Consider the following 19,915-nt stretch of genomic DNA (forward strand, 5'->3'; position numbering starts at 1 on the left):
ATTTCTTGTTACATTTGAAAAAAATGAGAATTGGAGACAAAAATGTCAGCATCAACCTTCGACGTGGTCATCAAGGGTGGACGGTATTTTGATGGCACAGGTGGCCCTTCGGCCATTCGACACATCGGTATCAAAGACGGCCGTATCGCCGCAGTCAGCGAAACAGCGCTTCAATTCGAGGGCAACCCGCGAATTATTGATGCGACCGGCCATTGGGTCACCCCCGGTTTTCTGGACACCCACACCCACTACGACGCCGAAATGATCGTGGCCCCCAGCCTGTCTGAATCGGTTCGTCATGGCGTAACCACAGTACTGGTGGGCAGTTGCTCACTCAGCATGATTTGCAGCGAAGCCGAAGATGCTTCGGACATTTTCACGCGCGTGGAAACCGTGCCCCGTGAAAAAGTGCTCCCGATTCTTCAAGAGAAAAAAACCTGGAGCACGCCGCGCCAGTGGGTTGAGTTTGTGCAAAAACAACCGCTGGGCCCGAACCTGATTTCATTTTTGGGCCACAGCGATTTGCGCGTGGGCACCATGGGTTTGCTGGACTCAACCGACCGCAAAATCAAGCCCACAGAAGCCCAAATGCAGAAAATGGAAGCCACGTTGACCGAAGCGCTGGACGCTGGTTTCCTGGGCCTTTCAACCATGTGCCTGAAATGGGACAAAATAGACGGCGACCGCGCCTGGTCAAAAAGCCTGCCCAGCACCTATGCCCGCTGGAGCGAGCTTCGCCGCTTGAACAAGATTTTGCGCAAGTACCGCCGCGTGCACCAGGGCGCACCGAACGCAGCCAACCCGCTGCAAATTTTCGAGTATCTGATTGAAACACTGGGCTGGATTCGCAAACCCCTGAAAACCACGCTGATTGCGCTCATCGACTTGAAAGGCAACAAAACCGTTCGGCCCATGGCGCAAATTTCAAGCAAGGTGGTGAATTGGCTAGGCGGTGCATTCCGCTGGCAGTTGCTGCCCACGCCGTTCACGGTGTATGCAGATGGCATTGATGTGGTGTTTTTTGAAGAATTTGGTGCCGGCGAAATGGCACTGGATTTGCGCACGCAAATTGAACGCAACAGCCTGCTTCAAAACGAAGATTACCGCCGCCAGTTCCGCAAGTTTTATGGCCAGAAACTCAGCCCGCGTGTTTGGCAGCGTGATTTCGGTGATGCCATTATTCTGGAATGCCCCGATGCCAATTTGGTGGGCAAAAACTTTGATGAAGTGGCCCGCGCACGCAAAGTGCATGTGGTCGATTTGTTTCTGGACCTGGTGGTGCAGTTTGGGCGCCAGTTGCGCTGGTACACCACCGTGGGCAATCACAAGCGCGAGGTAATTCGCGAACTGGTGCAAGACAAAAATACACTGATCACTTTCAGCGACGCAGGCGCGCACATTCGCAACATGGCGTTCTACAACCTGCCCTTGCGCTTTCTGAAACTGATCCAGGAAACCATCGACGAGCACCAACCCATCATGAGCATGGAACATGCAGTGTGGCGCTTAACCGGCGAGCAGGCCGACTGGCTCGGCATTGAAGCCGGCAAGATTCGCGTGGGTGACCGAGCTGATGTGGTGGTGCTGAACCCGGATGCGCTGAATCAGAACCTTGAGCAGGTGAGCTGGGGCGAGATGGAGAATTTTGGCTTGCAACGATTGGTGAACAGAAACCCGGGCGTTGTAAAACATGTGCTGATTAATGGCAAGATAGCAGTTGAGAACGAGGCCGTAGTGCCCGAACTCGGCAAAGAAATGGGCTTTGGGCAATTTTTGCCTGCAAGAACCTGAACAAAGTAAAAAACCAAACAATCCACGGAGAAGTACGATGATTGGATATGTAACACTCGGCACCAATGACCTGCCAAAAAGCGGTGAATATTTTGACAAGCTGCTGGCACCCTTAGGCGCCAAGCGCGTGCTGGATTTGCCGCACGGCATTTTCTGGGGCACCAGCCTGGCCGAGCCATTCTTGGGCATCATGAAACCTGCCAACGGCCAAGCTGCCAGTGTAGGCAACGGCACCATGGTTGCGATTGCTGCCAAAGACCGCGCACAGGTCGACGCTTTCTATGCCCATTGCAAAGAGCACGGCTGCACCTGTGAAGGCGCACCCGGCGAACGCATGCCCGGCTTTTACGCGGCCTACTTCCGCACACCGGAAGGCCACAAGATGAACATTTTCAAAATGGGCTAAAGCTTGAATTCAGTTGATTCAATCATTGACGAGTTTGCAGGCCTTGAAGAAGTACCTGCACCCTGGACCTTGACCGGCAAAGGATTGATTGTGCTCATGCGCAGCAAGGCTGAAAAGCTGATTGCTGACAAACGCATTCCGCTGGACATTCGCGACACGCTGAAAACACCTTTGAGTGTGTTGATGTTCGTGGATTACACCCATTCCAACGTCGGGCCCTACAAGGAATTGCTCTACATTCCAGGCACCGCACAGTTCAGTGAAAAGCTTGGCAACAAACGCCTGCCAACCATCAGCAATATTGTGGTGAGCAGCGCGAGCAGCGTTAAAAATGGTCGAATCAATTGGGGCATTCCGAAAAACCTGTGCAGCATCGATGTTGCACAGGGTCCGGAGGGGGTGCAGGAAATCAACCTGCACCACGACGGTATTGCCCAGTTTGAACTGGCCTACCGCGGCAAGGGTTTTTCCTTCCCAATTCACACCAGCCTGGTGCCCGGTTTCATGAAAACCTTGGGTCAACGCTGGCAAGGTCAGGAGTTTTTATACAGCCCAAGCGCGAAAGGCAAGGCCCGGTTTGCCAATGTGCATGTGCTACAAAACCTGGGCGATGCCTTTCCGGATCTGGACATCAAGGATGTGGTCACTGCACTTGAAATCACCCAGTTTCAGATGACTTTTCCAGTGGCCCACATCGCTTGAACTAACTGCTCAAACTTATCGGTCAAACAAAGGCTGCAAGTCGGCCTTTTTGTTGATCCCCGATTGCAAAGCCAACATCAGCAAGATGCGTGCTTTTTGGGGTGACAAATCATCGGCCATGACAGCACCTGCATCGAACGTAGTTTTACCGCCACCCACAAAGCCATAGTTGGCCATCACCCGACCCTGGTGCACGCGCGTTGAAATGACCACAGGCACGTTTTTCGACAAGGCGTACTGCACTGCCTCAAACATGGGGATATTCATATTGCCCATACCCAAAGCCTGAACAACAATACCCTTCACGCCACGGTCAACGGCATTGCGCAAAGCGGCGCCTGTTGCACCGCCATACATGGCAACAATTTCCACCTCAGGCATGGGGCCATCGACCAACTGGAATGTTTGGCGACGCAGCGGTGTCGTGGCATACATGACACGGTCCGGGTACACCTCACCAATCAATCCAAATGCACCGCTCTGGAAGGTTTCAACGTTCTGCGTATGGGTTTTGGTCACATAACGCGCAGCATTGATCTGGTTGTTCATGGCCAGCATCACGCCCTTGTTCCTGGACTGTTCATCCACCGCAATTCGCACGGCATTCAGCAGGTTACGGGGGCCGTCAAAATCAGACGAAGAGGCGTTGCGCTGGGCACCAATCAACACCACGGGCTTTTCAGAACGCACAGTCAGGTCCAGCCAAAATGCGGTTTCTTCCAGCGTATCCGTGCCGTGGGAAACAATCACACCGGCCACTTCAGGACGAGCCAAAGCTGCATTCACTTCCTTGGTCAACTGCACCCAACGTGGCGGGTCCATGTAATCGGATGGCACATTCGACAAACTCTTGACCTGAATGTTGGCGTACTTGCCCACATCCGGCACCGTGGCCAACAAATCTTCACCTGAAATGGCTGGCACGGGCGCATTTTTCACCGGGTCAATTTTCATGGCAATGGTGCCGCCGGTGGCAATGAATTGCACCACGGGTTTGTCTTGTGCATGCACGGCAAAAGTAGTGGTCAGCAAGGCTGACGCAAGCAAGGCTTTTAATTTCATCCCAATCTCCTGTTTTTATGGAAGTCGCCCCGACACTTGGTTTTCGAGGCCATTTAACTCTAACAGGGCAAGTAAATTACCCGCGGGTCACTTAGTCAGAGTAGTCACAGGACTTGCCACACTTGTTAACCAACGCAGAATTTGATAAGCACTGCGATGTAACCTTTCCGGGAAATCCGGCGAATACCCTCCTGAACAAAACGCAGCATGCGGAGGGTTGTATGACAAGTCGCTTGAACTTCATGGCAGGCACAGGTGCTTTGGCCCTCCTCGGCCTGGGCAGTTCACCTGCTTTGGCCCAGCAAGGCAGTTGCAATTGGACGAGCCCCGTTGAGCGCATGATCGTCGCCGAGCTTTACACGTCGGAAGGCTGTAGCAGCTGCCCACCTGCTGACCGTTGGCTAAGCAGCCAGCTGACCACACCGGAGCGGGCAAACAATATCCTGGCGCTTTCATTTCATGTGGACTACTGGAATTACATCGGCTGGGAAGACCCCTACTCGAAAAAGCAATTCACCGAACGGCAATATGGCCACAAACGGGCTGGCAATGTCAGTCAAATTTACACACCGCAGTATGTGTTTTCCAACCGAGAGGTTCGTCGTTGGGGCCAGGCCGGGCTGATTCCTCAGCGACTGGCTGCCATGCAACAAGACAAGGCACCCGTGGGCCTGCAAGTGTCGCTGGAACGAAAGGCCGCCAATCAGGTCGAAGTGAAAGTTAAAACCGAATGGCTGGATGAACGTTATTCTGGAGGGCGCGTGTTTGTTGCCTTCTATGAAGACAACTTGAGCCAACAGGTGAAGGCCGGAGAAAACCGGGGCGAATTATTGAAACACGACCGGGTGGTGCGGCATTTGAGTGAAGCGAAAAAAGTGTCACCCACCGCGAAGGTTCAGGTGTTCAAGCACACCCTGCCAGCCGACTGGAACCAAAACAATGTGGGGCTTGGCGTGATTGTTGAAAACAATGAATCCAATACCGTTCTTCAGGCATTGAATGCACCAAGGGCCCTAGGCCAGTGCAGTTGAATATTGATTGAGTGATTTAAAAGAAGGAAATACCACCATGCAACGTCGTACAGTCATCGCAGGTTTGGCCGCCATCGGCGCAGGTCTGTTTTTCACAAAACCCATGAGTTCAATTGCCAGCATGAACAAGCTGAATAAATCTGAAGCCGAATGGCTGAAAATCATCAAGAAAGACCAGTACAACGTGCTGTTCAAAGAGGCCACCGAGCGCCCGTTCTCCAGCCCCTTGAATGACGAGAAACGCAAGGGCACCTATGTGTGTGCAGCCTGTAACCTGCCGCTGTTCCCTTCCCAATACAAATACGACAGTGGCACTGGTTGGCCCAGTTTTTTTGATGCCAACAAAGGCGCACTGAATACCAAAACCGATTACAAACTGATTTTGCCGCGCACGGAATACCACTGCAGCAATTGTGGCGGCCACCAAGGCCATGTGTTCGACGACGGCCCTGCCCCAACCGGCAAACGCTATTGCAACAACGGCCTGGCGCTGGCGTTCGTTCCCGAAGGTCAAACATTACCTGCAGTGCGCAAGGCGTAAAAAAATGACATACATGAAACTCAAAACAACCTTGGCCGTAGCCTTGGGCTTGCTTGCTGCAACAGGCGCACAAGCTGAAACAAAAACTGCGGTGTTTGGCGGCGGCTGCTTTTGGTGCACCGAAGCTGACTTTGACAAAGTGCCTGGCGTGTTGAAAACAATTTCAGGCTACGCAGGCGGGCAGTACAAAGACCCGGATTACAAGGTGGTGAGTGCAGGCCGTACAGATCACACCGAGGTGGTTGAAGTGACTTACGACGACACGAAAGTCAGCTACAGCCAATTGGTGGAATACTTCTGGAAAACAATCGACCCGACCGTGAAGAACCGCCAGTTCTGCGACGCAGGCACGCAATACCGAAGCGGGTTTTACTACCTGAACGAGGAACAAAAGAAAATTGCGGAAGCCAGCAAAGCCAAACTGCAAGCCAGTGGGAAATTCAGAACCATTTACACCGAAGTGGCGCCCGTGGTGAAGTTTTACCCGGCCGAGGAATACCACCAGGATTACTACACGAAGAATCCGATTCGCTACGGTTACTATCGCAATGGCTGTGGGCGGGACAAACGCCTTGAGGAATTGTGGGGCCCCAAGACGGGTCGCTAATTGCTATCCGTTAACGCATTTCTGGCAGAGAGAAATGGAAAGTGCTGCCCACACCCACCTGACTCTCTAGCCAAACCTCGCCACGCATCAACTCCACCAATCTTCGGGTAATGGTCAGCCCCAGACCCGTGCCCCCGAAGTTTCGGGTAATCGACGAATCAGCCTGTTCAAACGGTTTGAATATTGAGCTGACCTTCTCAAACGGCACACCGATACCGGTGTCGCGAATCGAGCATTTCAGCAATTGAATGCCCTGCAGGTCTTTGCCTGCCTGCACGTGTAGGTACACGCCACCGCGCTCTGTGAATTTGATCGCATTGCCCACCATGTTGTTGATGATTTGCAAAAGGCGTACCGGGTCGCCTACAAATTCTTTTGGGAACCCCTCCGAGAAAGTGCATTGCAACTCCAGGCATTTGGATTTGGCCCGTGGAATCATGGGGCCAAGTGCCTGCTCGAATATTCGTTTCGGATCGAACACCACAGTGTCGATGGTCATCATGCCTGCTTCAATTTTCGAGAAGTCCAGAATTTCGTTCACGATCAGCAACAAGGTGTTGGCTGAGTCGTTTGCAACCTGTAAAAACTCTCGTTGAACCTTGGTCAGTTTGGTTTCCAGGGCAAGCTCAGTCATACCGATAATGCCATTTAGGGGAGTTCGAATTTCATGACTCATATTGGCCAGAAATTCGCTTTTTGCGCGATTAGCGCTTTCCGCGACTTCTTTGGCTCTGGACTCACCGTCCAGGTGTTCTGTGGTCCGCTTCAATTTCTCGAAAGCGGGTCGAAACTCGGTCGGTAAATTTTCAATCAATAATTCAGATTCATCGCCCTCTACACAGGACGGCGCTGCGTCAAATGTTTCCACACGTTCAAGCGCCCCCAGCCAGCGTTTCAATGGAAACCAGATAATCAGCATGCCACCAACCAAACCGCCTACGGCGCTGAGCATGGCCACACGAATCAAACCCCAAAAACCTTCGGCAATCGCATCGACCGCAAAGGTGAAGCGCAACACGCCGTAGTCCAAACCACCGGCGTTGATGGCCCGGTTTACATCGTAAAGTTGCTCGGCTACTTTATTTCGCAACCAGGTCGGGGCTGTACTTTTTGAAATGCCAGAGTTCTCGCTTCGAATCATTCCTCCAGACAAATCGATGAATTTGGCAGAGGAAAAACGGGAACCTGCGATTGCCTTGTTCAAAGTGCGCTGAATAGTATCGTAATCGCCGATCACCGCACTGTCTGACACGGTTTGAGCAACCACTTCAATCATCATGTTGGCCGAGTCTTGCGCTTCCTCCAATGTACTGTGGTACTGAAAACGAGAAAATGCCACAAAGCTGATGGAAACGAACAAGAGCAAAGCCACCGTGTACAACAAGAACACGCGACCAATCAGGGACGACGGCAACAAACGAATTGGCATCATGGCAATAAACAGACTGGCATTAACGTACCGCCATGGGCGCTGTGGCATAAAAACGGCGATAACTCTCGTAATCTTTGTCAGTGGCCTGCAAGAAGTGGCTGTTCGCATCCATGCCCACCGACTCGGAGGCCTGCTTCAGAATCAATGCACCGGCTTTGCTTTTGTGCATCATGATAAAAGCGTTGGCGACAGCGCGTACATCCTTGGTGCTTACCTTGCTGGAGGCCATCAAGGCCAGATCCAGGTAGGACTCGGAAGTCCAAAGCACCCTGAACTTGATGCCCTGCTTCTCTGTGAAACCGTCGATCAACGCTGAATTACTACCCACCGCTTTTGCTTTGCCTGCCAACAACTGAGCAAATGCAGCATTCTGATTTCCCGCAAATACCGCGTTTACGTCAACACCTCGATTCAACAATTCAGCCTGTGGCACTCGGTAGCCCACAAATGCCTCGGGACCAGCAAAGACCATATCCTCTTTGTTCAGTTCTTCAAGTGTGCGAATCGGAGAGTTATCCAGCACCGCAATTTGTCCTTGCAAAGCTGGCCCAGTCCGTCGCCCGAACACCTTCCAACCCAACTTGTCACGTTCTGGGCTGAACAGGTGATTGGAAAATACGAACTCGACTTCCTGTGCCAACACATAAGCTGTGGTATCGGCAGAAGTTCTGCCGATTTTCAGTTCGAGCTGAACACCACTTTGCTGGCTGATGTACTGAATAATCGGATTCCAGTAAGCCGCTGTTTTGGGAATATCCCATTGGTTCACTGGCGAAAACCGGTAGACCACTTGCTGTGCTTGCGCCTGCTGGGGCTGAGCCAGCATTCCGGTCATCACCAAACACACAGAGAAAAACATACGCAACATGCTTGAACCGCCCTATCTTGAATATTCAAGGGCAAGGATAAAGCAATGACAGAAAAGTTAAACCATTAAATAGTCTATATTTTACAATTTAACTTTCCTTATACCTTCTGTCGCACTTATACAAATCGCAAGCCCTTGAACTTCTCTCGAAGCTCAGACTTCTGCACTTTGCCTGTTGCACCAATAGGCATGGTATCCACAAACTCGACATCGTCTGGGATGTGCATTTTGGTAATTCGCCCTTCATAAAAATTCAGAATGTCCTGTTTGCTGACATCCGTACCAGGGCGTTTTACAACAATCAGCAATGGGCGCTCATTCCATTTTTCATGAGGAATCGCAATCACTGCAGACTGCAGTACCGCCGGGTGCGACATGGCAATGTTTTCAAGATCAATTGAACTAATCCACTCCCCGCCCGACTTGATCACATCTTTGGTTCGATCGGTAATTTGCATCAAACCATCGGGTGCCATGCGGGCAACGTCCCCAGTTGCAAACCAGCGTTTGCCGGTGGCATCGTGGCTGAAGGCCTTGGCGCCATCACCCCCGTAGTACTCGTGCAATACCCAATGACCACGCACATGCAACTCGCCGCTCTGTTCAAAATCCCACGGCAATTCAGTGCCATCTTCTGCGAGCAATTTCATGTCTACACCAAAAATGGTGCGTCCTTGCTTGGCCACAATTTCGTATTGTTCCTGTTTGGGCAAACTGCGCTCATCACCACTCAATTTGGACACAGTACCCAAGGGCGACATTTCGGTACTGCCCCAACCCTGCATCAACTCCACGCCCATTTCGTCAAACTCTTTGATCAAACTGACAGGCACGGCCGAACCACCCACCAGCGAGCGTTTCAAGGTGCTAAACGTGAGCCCGTTTTGTTTCATGTGATTGATCAAACCTAGCCAAATGGTGGGCACACCAGCTGCCACTGTCACCTTTTCGCCTTCCAGCAAATTGTAGATGGACGGGCCATCCAGCTGCGGGCCGGGCATGACCAGCTTGCAACCCGTCATCAATGCGGCATAAGGCAAACCCCAGGCATTCACATGGAACATGGGTACAACAGGCAACACAGTGTCTTTTCGGGTCAGCGCAATGGCATCTGCGCAATTGGACATCATGGCGTGCAACATGGTTGAGCGGTGTGAATACAAAATCCCTTTGGGGTTGCCAGTGGTGCCCGAGGTGTAACACAGGGTACAAGCGGAGTTCTCATCAAACTCGGGCCACACGTACTCATCGTTCTGCACCTTGAGCAAGGCTTCGTAATTCAACAAACCGGCCACGGGTGGCTCTGCAGGCATCTTGTCTTCGTCGATCAACAAAATCCAGTTTTTAACGCTGGGGCAATGCGGTGCAATCGCCTTGATCAGAGGCGCAAAGGTCAGGTCGAAAAAAATGGTGGTGTCTTGTGCGTGGTTGATAATGTAGATCAACTGCTGCGGTGTGTAACGGGGATTCAACGTGTGAGTCACTGCACCCATGCCCGCCACAGCATAATAAATTTCAATGTGGCGGTGACTATTCCAGGCAATCGTACCAATGTTCTCGCCCTGCTGAATATTCAAGCCATTCAGTGCATTGGCAAGTTGCCTGGCACGCGCCGCCATCGCTTTGAAGGTGATTCGGTGAAGGTCACCTTCCACCCTGCGGCTCACCACTTCTTGCCCACCGTAAAATCGTTCGGCATGCACCAAAATTGAAGAAAGCAGCATTTCCTGCTTCATCATCAGACCTGGCTTCAACATCGTTTCCGTCTCCTCTGCGTTGTATTTTTTTAAAGTGTACCGCAGAGAATCGTAATCGTGATTCTATTTTTAGGGGTTAATCAAACTGACCGTGCCAAGAACGATGGGCCAGATCCCGGTGTAAGTTCCGTCTTCCGGTTGGGTTTTAAGGTCGAGTTGATAAACGATCCTGAACTCGCGTGTGAGCAGTTGATCAACATCGTCCATATTGAAGGTGATAACACCGGCGCCACCAGGCGTCAGGCTGATTGATTTTCCAATTTGCGTGCTGTCTTGAAACAAGCTCACCGAAATGCTGTTGACCTGATCATCCAGGTAGTGAATTTTGCTGCCCTTCAACATGCTGAGCCTGTTGCTGACAAAATTCAATGGAACAGAAACAATGGGAGTGGTGTTGGTTCTGATTGAAAAACAGCCCTCAGCGGTAGCACCCTGGCAACCACCCACAATGGTCGACGTATAGTTGACCGCAATACCACTGGACGATTTCACGATCGTAACAATCGCCGGCTGCGTGACCGCAGACGCAGTGGTTGTTGCACCTATTTCCACTGAAACACGTGGATTCGCAAAAATCGTTACCGCATTCGCATGCATGGCTGTCATGGCCAACAACAAGCCAACCAGGGCGGATGCTTTGTGGATTAAGCGCATAGTTCTCTTCGCACCCATGTCAGTAACTGATCGTTAAGGTTAATGTGCCGGAGTACAAACCAGCATTTGTATTCAAATTGCTGCCCACATCCAGAATTCGCCCGTACAGCGTAAAAGTGGGCGGCGTAGAAAATGAAAGTGGTTTCTGTGAATTGCCCAAGCCCAAAGGACAATTTCCTGTGAACGAGAAAACAGCAGAGCCCGCCACACTGGGGTACACATTGCTGTAGTTCGCATCGGAATACACGCCATAAGTCAGCGCGCTCCCGAGGTTTTGTAACAGCCGGTTAGCATTGCTGGTTGAATCAGACAGGGCGACAAAAGTGCTGCCAGAAACTGTTGTGGCGTTAAGTCCCCTGCAGGTGCAACTCATTTGCACACTGCCCACGGTGGTTCGGTTGCCATTGGAAGGTTGATAATTCCCAAATGCCAAGGTGCCACCTCCCACTGAGCATGAGCTAACGTCACCTGCGTAGGCCTTGCCACCCAACAATCCGAGCCCGGCCAAAGCCAGGAGCACTGAAAAAAATATGTTCAATGAACGGTCCGGCATTTCAATGTTCCCAGATCAATTGGCGAGCCGCCCTCAGGCGCACTCTTGTTCAAATCAAATTCAAAATGACATTCACCGCCCTTCCATTTCGCGGTATAGGCAGCTGCATCAGGTGCATCTGCCAAATAAACCAAACCTTCAGTGCCCACCACCAAATTAATGTGAACCCCATTGCGCTTGAAAATTGGCGCGCCTGAGGGCACATCATTCCCCTCAGCATCCTTCAGAACAAAGGTCACCGAACGCACAAGCCGTACAGGAAAATCGAGTACGACACCACTTCGGTAATATGGAACCCCCACCAGTTCAGTCGCGCCAATTTCCACTTCAAATGGCAAATCGGCTTGTTCAATTGAAATTCGGTTGTCCTCATAAGATCTTAGATTGGGCACCACCAGGGCCCCAGATGAATTGGTTCGCCCCACCGCCTGATTCTCAGCGAATACCGTCACACCCTCGAAGCCTTTAACCCGCACCACACCGAAACTGTCGTTCAGGCGTCGAGAGAGGTAAACACCACCATCCATGAATACCGCACTGCCTGATGCACCCACACTTTGGCTGCTCTGCCCTTGCTGCGAGCTGGCCGAGGCAGTGACCGTGGAGTAGTTGAAATTCCGCGCCACTTCAGCCCGGTAAGTGTTGTTCAAGCCAGCCTCCAGGCCATATCCTGTGCCCAAGCCCAAGGGCAGGCTTTTACGAAACTGTGCACTTGCAAACAGTTTGTCGTTGCCCGATTTGCTGACCTGGTACGCAGTGGATCGCGTTTGATCCAAAGGCATAAAAGCACTCAAGAAAAAAGAGCGTTGACCATCGGCCAGCAACGATTGGGTGTAAGACAAACTCACTGACAATTTGCCGAACAACTGCAAAAAATAAGCGGTCGAAAATGTTTCGTTTGGAATGCCTGCGAACTCGGACGATGAATAGGTAAAAGACACTGCACCGTATTCACCAAAGCCATAAGAAAACCGGGAATTCAGGGCATGTGAGGTGGTGCGCTGAGGACCGAATTCAGAAATCAGGCGAAAGTTGTCTGACGCTTGCTGATACTGAACACCAATCGCGGAAGTACGCGCCTGCCGCTCAAACCCAACAACAGTCAAGCTTCCAGAACCTTGATCCGACTGGCTACCTGCCAAGTCGAAGTTAACCGCGCCTAAACCTGCAATGGCCTGCACAATGCCACCGCCAGCCAGGCGGCTGCTTGCGCTGGACTCGGCATGAAAGCCAGCCGTGAAATCATCAGTGAAACCATAACGATGCGTGGCGCTGATCAGCGAGTCTCCATAGTCGTTGCCTTCACGACCAAAGTTGCGCCGAAGCTGACCTACTTCATATGAAAAGTCGTGCTGACCGTTACGCAACAAACCTGGGCTTTGATAGAACGACTGAGTCAAAATTTGCTCACGACCCGATGCATCGCGAATCACCACACGCACATCACCCACACCGGTGCTTGAAGGTATGTTGTCAATGTTGAAGGGGCCTGGTGCCACTTGCCGGCGTGATTGAAGCACGTTATTCACAAACACCTCAACTGTGGAAGGTGCAGTGGCTATGCCGGTTGCGGCTCTTAAGGGGCTGGATGTCAGGTAGGGTTGAGTGCGAAAGTTAGTGGCGTATTGAACGCCGCCGATCCGGTTGCTGATACTCCAGGGTGCAGACTTCGAAATTGAATCCCCAAAACGAAGCGAGGCCACCGAATCCGGCAAATCCATTTCCCAAGTCGAGTTCAAACGAATCGCCCCGGACTGAGTAGGTGACTGAGACACAAAAAAGTTGCTTGAACCGACCCCGTACGGGGTGAACACGGCAGGTTCCAGAAATGCAGAAGTGAAGTTCTCACTGTCAATCGTGGTGCTGGACAAATCGTAGTTGAAAAAAGCACCAAAGCCTGAAGTTAAAGTACCTTGATTGCTGGCTGACTGGTAGCTCATTGAACGTGCAATAAAACGTTCTGCTGCGGCATTGAACTGCAGAAACAGATTTTTCTCGTCGAGCACATAGCTGGTGCCCTCTGCAATGGGTATCCGGTAGTAGACAGCGCCACCATACTCAATGGTTGGTAAACCATTCGAGTCGATTCGCCACACCGAAAGTTCCTGTTCTTGTGCATACAGATCGTTGGTGACACCAAATAAAACAACTGAAGGATCTGGCAGATCGGTGCCGTTAATTCGAACCTGTACGACCAGCTCTTGAAATGCCGACGTATTGACCTGAATTTCCTGCCCAATCGCTGTTTTAGCGGGTAACAACAGTGCGCACAGCACAAGCAGGAAATAAGGCATTGATCACCAATGCCGAATCAATTGTCGAAGGACACAGTTTGCTCAATCAATAGTCCTTCACCTATTGCTTGAATTTTCAGATTTTTGCCGGGCAGCGTGCTTGCACCCGCCGCTGCCAAGGGGTAAACCTTGGTCGCGCCCGACAACACCTGGATGACCGGCGGAGCTGACTCCACGGGCAAACCTGTGGCGATGTCAGTAATCTTCACCTCAACAGCCTTCACATACACGTTGCCGGGGTTGTGGGCGGTCAAGGCCAGGCTTCCGTCTGGCAGTTTCATGTACTTGAACTCCAGGGCCTTTCTGTCCACTTTGGCAGGCACAACATGCACGGGAATGTTCATTTGCAAAGCCACACGAACTCCGCCCTCTTCAAGTGGCTTTTCGGATGGAATTTCTTTCACGAACAATCGGTAAGTTTGTTCAACCGGAAAGTCTTGGCGATTGCGAAGTGCAATGCGAACAATTTGGGACGCCGCAGGTGCAATGTTGAACACTCTGGGGCTGATCAAGATGTCTTTGCTGGCCTCATACACCTCCTGGCCGTCTTTCTGTGACCACAAATACGCATCCAGTTGCATGGACAACGGCTCATCGGCGGATTCATTGGTAATTGTCAACGCGTATGTGGGCTGACGCGAAGGCATGGAAATATTTACCGAAGACACGGTAAAGTTGCCTGCCTGCGCACCCACATTGGCGACTGAAAGCAGAATAAATGCAGAAATTTTTGTCCAGATATTCATAGGCCTGTGGCAGAGAGTAATTAATAAAAAACAAAACCCCGGCGCTCGGCCGGGGCTATGCTAAGCATTAACACAATGTGCCTGAATCTATTAATAAGTCAATGTCACAGTCGTTGTTGCTGAGTAGTTACCAGCACGTGCATTTTCATAGGCAGCTTCCTGGATGGTCGCTGTCACGGTGTGTGACTGAACCTTGCCTGCACCAAAACCAGCGCCGGTACCACTAGGTGCAGCAATCGCCAGGGTTGATGGAATATCAAAACCGCCACCAGCCAAACCCAAAGTCAGTGTGGCGAGAACGCCCAAGGTGTAAGTTGTCGCATTGGTACAGTTAACACTCACGCCACCAGTGCTTGACTTGGGGCCAGTGGTGTCACCAGCCGTGATTGGCGCAATCACGATGTTGTTTGCGCTGACCTTGCAAAAAGCAAGAACTGATGCCGACACTGAAAAATTGGCAGTTGTTGTTGCCTGAGCAAAAGCAGCAGAAGAAGTGACCAGAGCGATTGCAGCGACCAAAGAATTTTTAACGATTTTCATGATTTACCTTGTTTGTATAAGTTGGATAGAAACTGTTGGAGCACCTACGTTGTTCTGTAGTCTTCTGTAGGGGATTCTCAACACACGCTGTTCCGTGAACCGCTACAAACTCGCAAACGGATACTGTCATCTGACAACAATCATGGTCAATCTAAATTTCTGATTTTTAAAAGGTTTTATCGATTGTTAACAATTCATCAATTATTAATTAATACAAATTAAACCTCTTTACGCACAAGTCGCAACTCGCATGACAAATACACGGTATTGCGAAAGTTTATTTTGACGCGAAATTAAGAGAATTAAACCGGGGGAAATAAAACAAAAAACCCTCGCCTTTTGAGCGAGGGTTTTTTTAATTTGGTGCGGCTGGCAGGATTCGAACCCACGACCCCTTGGTTCGTAGCCAAGTACTCTATCCAACTGAGCTACAGCCGCTGTGAAGAAGCGAGATTATGCCCCAAACAATACCGTTGTGCAAGGGCACGCCTGCTCTTTTTACAAAAAACTTTAACAATCTGCATGCAGGCTGTATTGGGCCACCAGCCTGCGGAATTCCGCCTCTTGGCGGTCAAGCTCCTCATCGCTGTAACGCAACTCGTTTTGCAACACAAAGCGTACCTCATTCATGCATGCCAAGGCCGCTTGGCTATCCAGAAAAAGCGCCCTGCTTCGACGAGCCAATACGTCTTCAATGGTCACAGCCATTTCTTCAAGTACGGCCTGTGCAATTTCTGCTTCATTCAAATCGAGATTTTCGTGAATGGCTGAACCGGGCTTGCGCATGGGCAGGTCATCTTCCAGGCGCAGGTAGCGGGTTCTGGTTGGCTTGTTGGCCCAACCGTGTTGCTCGCACACCAAATCAACCACTTCTTCAGCCATGCTGCGGTAAGTGGTCCACTTGCCGCCGGTAATGGTAACCAATCCGCTGGGTGCAGTAATTACCGTGTGCTCGCGTGAAATGCTCTTGGTGTTCTGTTTCTCTCCGCCCGCACTCACAAGGGGGCGCAAGCCCACGAATACACTTCGCACATCAGCGCGCGTGGGCGCATTGGCCAAGTATTGTCCCGCGGTTTGCAAAATAAAATCCACTTCTTCGGGCAATGCATCCGGTTCCCAAGGGGAATCTTTGCGGGGCGTGTCTGTTGTGCCGATCAGCGTTTTTCCCAACCAGGGCACCACAAACAACACGCGCCCATCGCTTGTTTTGGGCACAAGCAAGGCTTCTTTCGCGGGGTAAAAGTGCTGGTCAACCACCACGTGCACGCCTTGGCTGGGGCTCAACATGGGTTTTGACTCTGCCGAATCCAATTTGCGAATGTCGTCTACCCACACCCCAGTCGCATTGATCACTGCTTTGGCTTTGAATGTAAAAGTCTCGCCGCTGAATTCATCACGCGCCTGCACACCATTTATTTTCTCTGCATTCTTTTCGAAGCCTTTGACTGGCATGTAGTTAATCGCCATGCCACCTAGTTTGTGCAGGGTTTTCATCAGGGCAATGGCCAGGCGTGCATCATCAAACTGCGCATCGAAATAGCGCACTCCTCCATGCAATTTTTGCTGAGAAATTGTGGGTACCGCGCGCAGCACCTCATTTTTCTTCATCATGGTGGTGGGGCCAACACCCAGCTTGCCTGCCAGCATGTCGTACATCTTCAAGCCGATCCAGTAAAACAGCTTCTGAAATACATTGCGCACGGGAATGACAAACGCCAAAGGCTTCACCAGGTTTGGCGCATTCACCAACATTCGGCCACGTTCTTCAAGGGCCTCTTTCACCAGGCTGAAATTGCCTTGCGCCAGGTAACGCACGCCGCCATGGGCCAGCTTGGTAGCGCGGGAACTGGTGCCTTTTGCAAAGTCGTGCCCTTCGAGCAACAGCACCTTCAGGCCACGGCTTGCCGCATCCACTGCACTGCCCAGGCCTGTGGCACCACCGCCAATCACAATTACGTCCCATTCATATTGCGCTTGTGCCTTGAGTTTCAGTGTCTCAAGGTGCTTTCTACGACTAAGCATCTGCCCATCCTTTGGAACGTTCTACCGCGCGGTGCCAGCGATCAAGCAGTGCGCCGCGTTCATCAATACTCATTTTGGGTTCAAACCGTGCATCCACTTTCCAGTTCGCCAGCAGGCTTTCCTCCGTATCAAAAATACCCACGGCAAGGCCTGCCAAATAAGCAGCGCCCAAAGCAGTGGTCTCGGTCACTGTGGGGCGCACCACCGGCGCACCCAATAAATCAGCCTGAATTTGCATCAGCAAATTGTTATTCGAGGCACCGCCGTCTACCCGCAGTTCACTGAGCGGTTTTGCGCCATCGCGCTGCATGGCCTGTACCAAATCAACCGTTTGCAGGGCAATGCTTTCCAGTGCTGCGCGTGCAATATGTGCCTTGGTGGTGCCACGTGTCATTCCAACCAAAGTACCTCGAGCATACGGATCCCAATGAGGTGCGCCAAGGCCCGCAAATGCGGGCACCAAACACACGCCGTCGGTGCTAGGCACACTGGCGGCCAGTGCCTGTACATCGGCCGACTTTTCAATAATGCCCAAACCGTCGCGCAACCATTGCACCACAGCACCACCCATGAACACGCTGCCTTCCAGCATGTAGCTTGTTTGGCCATTCACCTGCCAACCCACAGTGGTCAGTAGCCTGTTGTGGCTTTCAACCACTTCACTACCCGTATTCATCAACATAAAGCACCCCGTGCCGTATGTATTTTTAGCCTCACCAGGTTTGAAAGCAGTCTGCCCAAACGTGGCTGCTTGCTGATCCCCAGCAACCCCGGCAATCGGAATGGCTGCACCCAGCACAGCTGGATCGCAATGGGCGATTTCACCACTGGATTCGCACACCTGCGGCAACATGCTCGGCGGTATGTCAAACAACTGGAGCAACTCGGAATCCCACTTCAGTGTTTTGATATTCAGCAACATGCTGCGCGATGCATTGCTGACATCGGTGGCATGAACTGCCCCACCCGTCAGGTTCCACATCAACCAACTGTCCACCGTTCCAAAAGCAAGTTCGCCAGCTTCAGCCTGAGCACGCGCACCGGGCACATTATTCAGAATCCAGTTCACTTTGGTGGCTGAAAAATAAGAATCCAGTTCAAGCCCGGTGCTGCGGCGAATCAAGGCGGCCTTGCCCTGTTCGCGTAGCTTGTCGCAATACGCGGCCGTGCGGCGGTCTTGCCAGACGATGGCGTTGTACACGGGCTTTCCGGTTTTTCGACTCCACACCACGGTGGTCTCGCGTTGGTTGGTAATGCCTACACCCGCGATATCCGCAGGCTTCAGCCCGGCCTTTTCGATCGCGCCTCGGGCACAGGCCAACTGCGTGTTCCAAATATCTTCGGGGCCGTGCTCGACCCAACCCGCCTTCGGAAAAATTTGTTCAAACTCTTGCTGAGAACTAGCCACCACTTGCGCCTGCGAATTGAACACAATGGCGCGCGAGCTGGTGGTGCCTTGATCCAGTGCCAAGATAAAACCCATGGGTCGTCTCCTTTCTTGTTGTTACTTTCTTTGCCCGGTACTGTTCCAGTTGCCCACGTGTTTGTTCAAAAAAGCCTGCATACCCTCAGCCTCGAAGCCACTCACGCTCCACAGTTCATCGGTCAACACACCCGGGTTCAACCAAATGTAAGTCTCGGCTTTCAAAGTTTCTCCGCTGGTATTAAGCACTACCTCGATTTCACGTCGCTCATACTCAGGCCCCTCAAAAGCATCAAGATTCTTGACATCCTCTGGCAACACGTTCAGCCACACCAAACCTTGCACCTGCGCGCCCGGGTCGGCCACCATGGCTGGGTAAGTTTCACCGGGCACCGCATGTCGCTGATACCCTTTGGCCACAGCATTCAAACAGGGGTAAACGCCCTTCACCACCTGCCCCCAAACCGGCAAATACATGAGTGATCCGTACACAAAAACATGCTTACCGTCTTGCTCAAATTCCGGACCCATGCGATGTTACCTTTTCAGATGAAAAACAATTAGAAAATGCCTGTAAGGAGACGATGTGAAAACAACAACTGATTTGTTCAATTTACAAGATAAGGTGGCTTTGGTCACGGGCGCGACCCGCGGAATTGGCCTGGCCTGCGCGGAATTGCTGGCAGCCAAGGGCGCCACGGTGATTATTTCCAGCAGAAAACAAGAGGCTTGTGAACAAATTGCTGCGCAATTTCAAGCAGATGGCCTGAAAGCAGTACCCATGGCCTGCCATTTGGGCGAGATGGATCAAATTGAGGCGCTGTACCAACAAATTGAATCGAAGTTTGGAAAGCTGGATATTCTGGTGAACAATGGGGCGACCAACCCGCACTTTGGGCCCATTTACGACACCGACCTGGCCGCCTTTCAAAAAACCTGCGATGTGAACATTCGGGGTTACTTTTACATGAGCAGCCACGGCTGCAAACTGATGGGCAAGAATGGTGGTGGCAGCATTATCAATGTAGCCTCAGTCAATGGCGTAATCCCTGGCCTGTACCAAGGCATTTATTCCATCACGAAGGCCGCGGTTATTTCAATGACCAAAGCGTTTGCCAAAGAATGTGCGCCCATGAAGGTGCGTGTGAATGCCTTGTTACCCGGCGCAACCGACACCAAGTTCGCCTCGGCCCTTGTGCACAACGACGCCATTCGGAATGCACTGCTGCAGCATGTGCCCATGAACCGTGTAGCACAGCCCAGTGAAATGGCAGGCACAGTGTTGTACCTTGCCTCCGAGGCATCCAGCTACACCACAGGCTCCTGCATCAATGTAGATGGCGGTTACCTGGTGGTGTAAACATGACAAGGCTTACTTAATTTGTATGCCTTTGTAATCATCAGCGTTCAGCGTGCGCCCCATTTGTTGCCAAAGAATGTGGCGCATGCGGTTGAATGGCACCAGGCGCGAGCCCAACCACACGCG

19 protein-coding genes and 1 tRNA gene are annotated in these 19,915 nt (G+C 51.7%); 7 read left to right on the forward strand and 13 right to left on the reverse strand.

Features of this window, described 5'->3' with window-relative positions; translation table 11 throughout:
• Window positions 1-42: 42 nt before the first annotated feature.
• From LMED105_RS10495 to LMED105_RS16370, 3 genes are read left to right on the forward strand one after another with little or no spacing between them, the layout of a single operon-like run.
• Window positions 43-1,791, forward strand: coding sequence for an amidohydrolase family protein (locus LMED105_RS10495; protein WP_008251021.1), 1,749 nt, complete (start codon window positions 43-45; stop codon window positions 1,789-1,791).
• Window positions 1,792-1,828: 37 nt separating this feature from the next.
• Window positions 1,829-2,197, forward strand: a complete 369-nt coding sequence (locus LMED105_RS10500; protein WP_008251022.1) for a VOC family protein — start codon at window positions 1,829-1,831, stop codon at window positions 2,195-2,197.
• A 3-nt stretch (window positions 2,198-2,200) separates the two neighbouring features.
• A complete protein-coding gene (locus LMED105_RS16370; RefSeq protein WP_008251024.1) occupies window positions 2,201-2,899 on the forward strand; it encodes a hypothetical protein in 699 nt (232 codons plus the stop codon).
• Window positions 2,900-2,914: 15 nt separating this feature from the next.
• Here the strand turns inward: LMED105_RS16370 and LMED105_RS10510 are convergent, their stop codons facing one another.
• Window positions 2,915-3,961 carry an asparaginase gene (locus LMED105_RS10510; protein WP_008251031.1) on the reverse strand — a complete coding sequence of 349 codons (1,047 nt, stop codon included), beginning with the start codon at window positions 3,959-3,961 and terminating at the stop codon, window positions 2,915-2,917.
• 221 nt (window positions 3,962-4,182) lie between these two features.
• On the opposite strand from LMED105_RS10510, the gene LMED105_RS10515 reads away from it, so the two are divergent.
• From LMED105_RS10515 to msrA, 3 genes are read left to right on the forward strand one after another with little or no spacing between them, the layout of a single operon-like run.
• Window positions 4,183-4,992: a DUF1223 domain-containing protein gene (locus LMED105_RS10515; protein WP_156799657.1), complete on the forward strand. Its 810-nt coding sequence runs from the start codon at window positions 4,183-4,185 to the stop codon at window positions 4,990-4,992.
• 37 nt (window positions 4,993-5,029) lie between these two features.
• Window positions 5,030-5,533: a peptide-methionine (R)-S-oxide reductase MsrB gene (gene msrB / locus LMED105_RS10520; RefSeq protein ID WP_040513207.1), complete on the forward strand. Its 504-nt coding sequence runs from the start codon at window positions 5,030-5,032 to the stop codon at window positions 5,531-5,533.
• Between the two features lie 4 nt (window positions 5,534-5,537).
• Window positions 5,538-6,140 carry a peptide-methionine (S)-S-oxide reductase MsrA gene (gene msrA, locus LMED105_RS10525; RefSeq protein ID WP_008251034.1) on the forward strand — a complete coding sequence of 201 codons (603 nt, stop codon included), beginning with the start codon at window positions 5,538-5,540 and terminating at the stop codon, window positions 6,138-6,140.
• Window positions 6,141-6,150: 10 nt separating this feature from the next.
• Here the strand turns inward: msrA and LMED105_RS16375 are convergent, their stop codons facing one another.
• From LMED105_RS16375 to LMED105_RS10585, 12 genes are all read right to left on the reverse strand, one after another.
• Window positions 6,151-7,620 carry an ATP-binding protein gene (locus LMED105_RS16375; RefSeq protein ID WP_008251035.1) on the reverse strand — a complete coding sequence of 490 codons (1,470 nt, stop codon included), beginning with the start codon at window positions 7,618-7,620 and terminating at the stop codon, window positions 6,151-6,153.
• A complete protein-coding gene (locus LMED105_RS10535) occupies window positions 7,592-8,440 on the reverse strand; it encodes a phosphate/phosphite/phosphonate ABC transporter substrate-binding protein (protein ID WP_008251036.1) in 849 nt (282 codons plus the stop codon). The genes LMED105_RS16375 and LMED105_RS10535 overlap by 29 nt, the downstream gene beginning before the upstream one ends.
• A 116-nt stretch (window positions 8,441-8,556) precedes the next feature.
• Window positions 8,557-10,197, reverse strand: a complete 1,641-nt coding sequence (locus LMED105_RS10540) for a 3-(methylthio)propionyl-CoA ligase (RefSeq protein ID WP_008251037.1) — start codon at window positions 10,195-10,197, stop codon at window positions 8,557-8,559.
• Window positions 10,198-10,266: 69 nt separating this feature from the next.
• Complete coding sequence (locus LMED105_RS10545; protein WP_156799658.1) at window positions 10,267-10,851, reverse strand: hypothetical protein; 585 nt, start codon at window positions 10,849-10,851, stop codon at window positions 10,267-10,269.
• 19 nt (window positions 10,852-10,870) lie between these two features.
• On the reverse strand, window positions 10,871-11,404 hold the full coding sequence (locus tag LMED105_RS10550) for a spore coat protein U domain-containing protein (protein WP_008251039.1): 534 nt from the start codon (window positions 11,402-11,404) through the stop codon (window positions 10,871-10,873).
• Window positions 11,386-13,698, reverse strand: coding sequence for a fimbria/pilus outer membrane usher protein (locus tag LMED105_RS10555; RefSeq protein WP_008251040.1), 2,313 nt, complete (start codon window positions 13,696-13,698; stop codon window positions 11,386-11,388). Before LMED105_RS10555 ends, LMED105_RS10550 begins: the two co-directional genes overlap by 19 nt.
• 17 nt (window positions 13,699-13,715) lie before the next feature.
• Entirely contained in the window at window positions 13,716-14,444 is a 729-nt protein-coding gene (locus LMED105_RS16380) for a molecular chaperone (protein ID WP_008251041.1), read from the reverse strand.
• Window positions 14,445-14,534: 90 nt separating this feature from the next.
• Window positions 14,535-14,984 (reverse strand): spore coat protein U domain-containing protein, encoded by a 450-nt coding sequence (locus tag LMED105_RS10565; RefSeq protein WP_008251042.1) that lies wholly within the window; start codon window positions 14,982-14,984, stop codon window positions 14,535-14,537.
• Window positions 14,985-15,345: 361 nt separating this feature from the next.
• Window positions 15,346-15,422, reverse strand: a tRNA-Arg gene (locus LMED105_RS10570).
• Window positions 15,423-15,494: 72 nt separating this feature from the next.
• On the reverse strand, window positions 15,495-17,006 hold the full coding sequence (locus LMED105_RS10575) for a glycerol-3-phosphate dehydrogenase/oxidase (protein WP_008251043.1): 1,512 nt from the start codon (window positions 17,004-17,006) through the stop codon (window positions 15,495-15,497).
• Entirely contained in the window at window positions 16,999-18,489 is a 1,491-nt protein-coding gene (glpK, locus tag LMED105_RS10580) for a glycerol kinase GlpK (protein ID WP_008251044.1), read from the reverse strand. Before glpK ends, LMED105_RS10575 begins: the two co-directional genes overlap by 8 nt.
• A gap of 21 nt (window positions 18,490-18,510) precedes the next feature.
• Window positions 18,511-18,960: a gamma-glutamylcyclotransferase family protein gene (locus LMED105_RS10585; protein ID WP_008251045.1), complete on the reverse strand. Its 450-nt coding sequence runs from the start codon at window positions 18,958-18,960 to the stop codon at window positions 18,511-18,513.
• A 55-nt stretch (window positions 18,961-19,015) separates the two neighbouring features.
• On the opposite strand from LMED105_RS10585, the gene LMED105_RS10590 reads away from it, so the two are divergent.
• Window positions 19,016-19,789, forward strand: coding sequence for an SDR family oxidoreductase (locus LMED105_RS10590; protein WP_008251046.1), 774 nt, complete (start codon window positions 19,016-19,018; stop codon window positions 19,787-19,789).
• Window positions 19,790-19,915 lie beyond the last annotated feature (126 nt).

Source organism: Limnobacter sp. MED105 (assembly GCF_000170915.1).
In the GTDB taxonomy this organism is placed as follows: domain Bacteria; phylum Pseudomonadota; class Gammaproteobacteria; order Burkholderiales; family Burkholderiaceae_B; genus Limnobacter.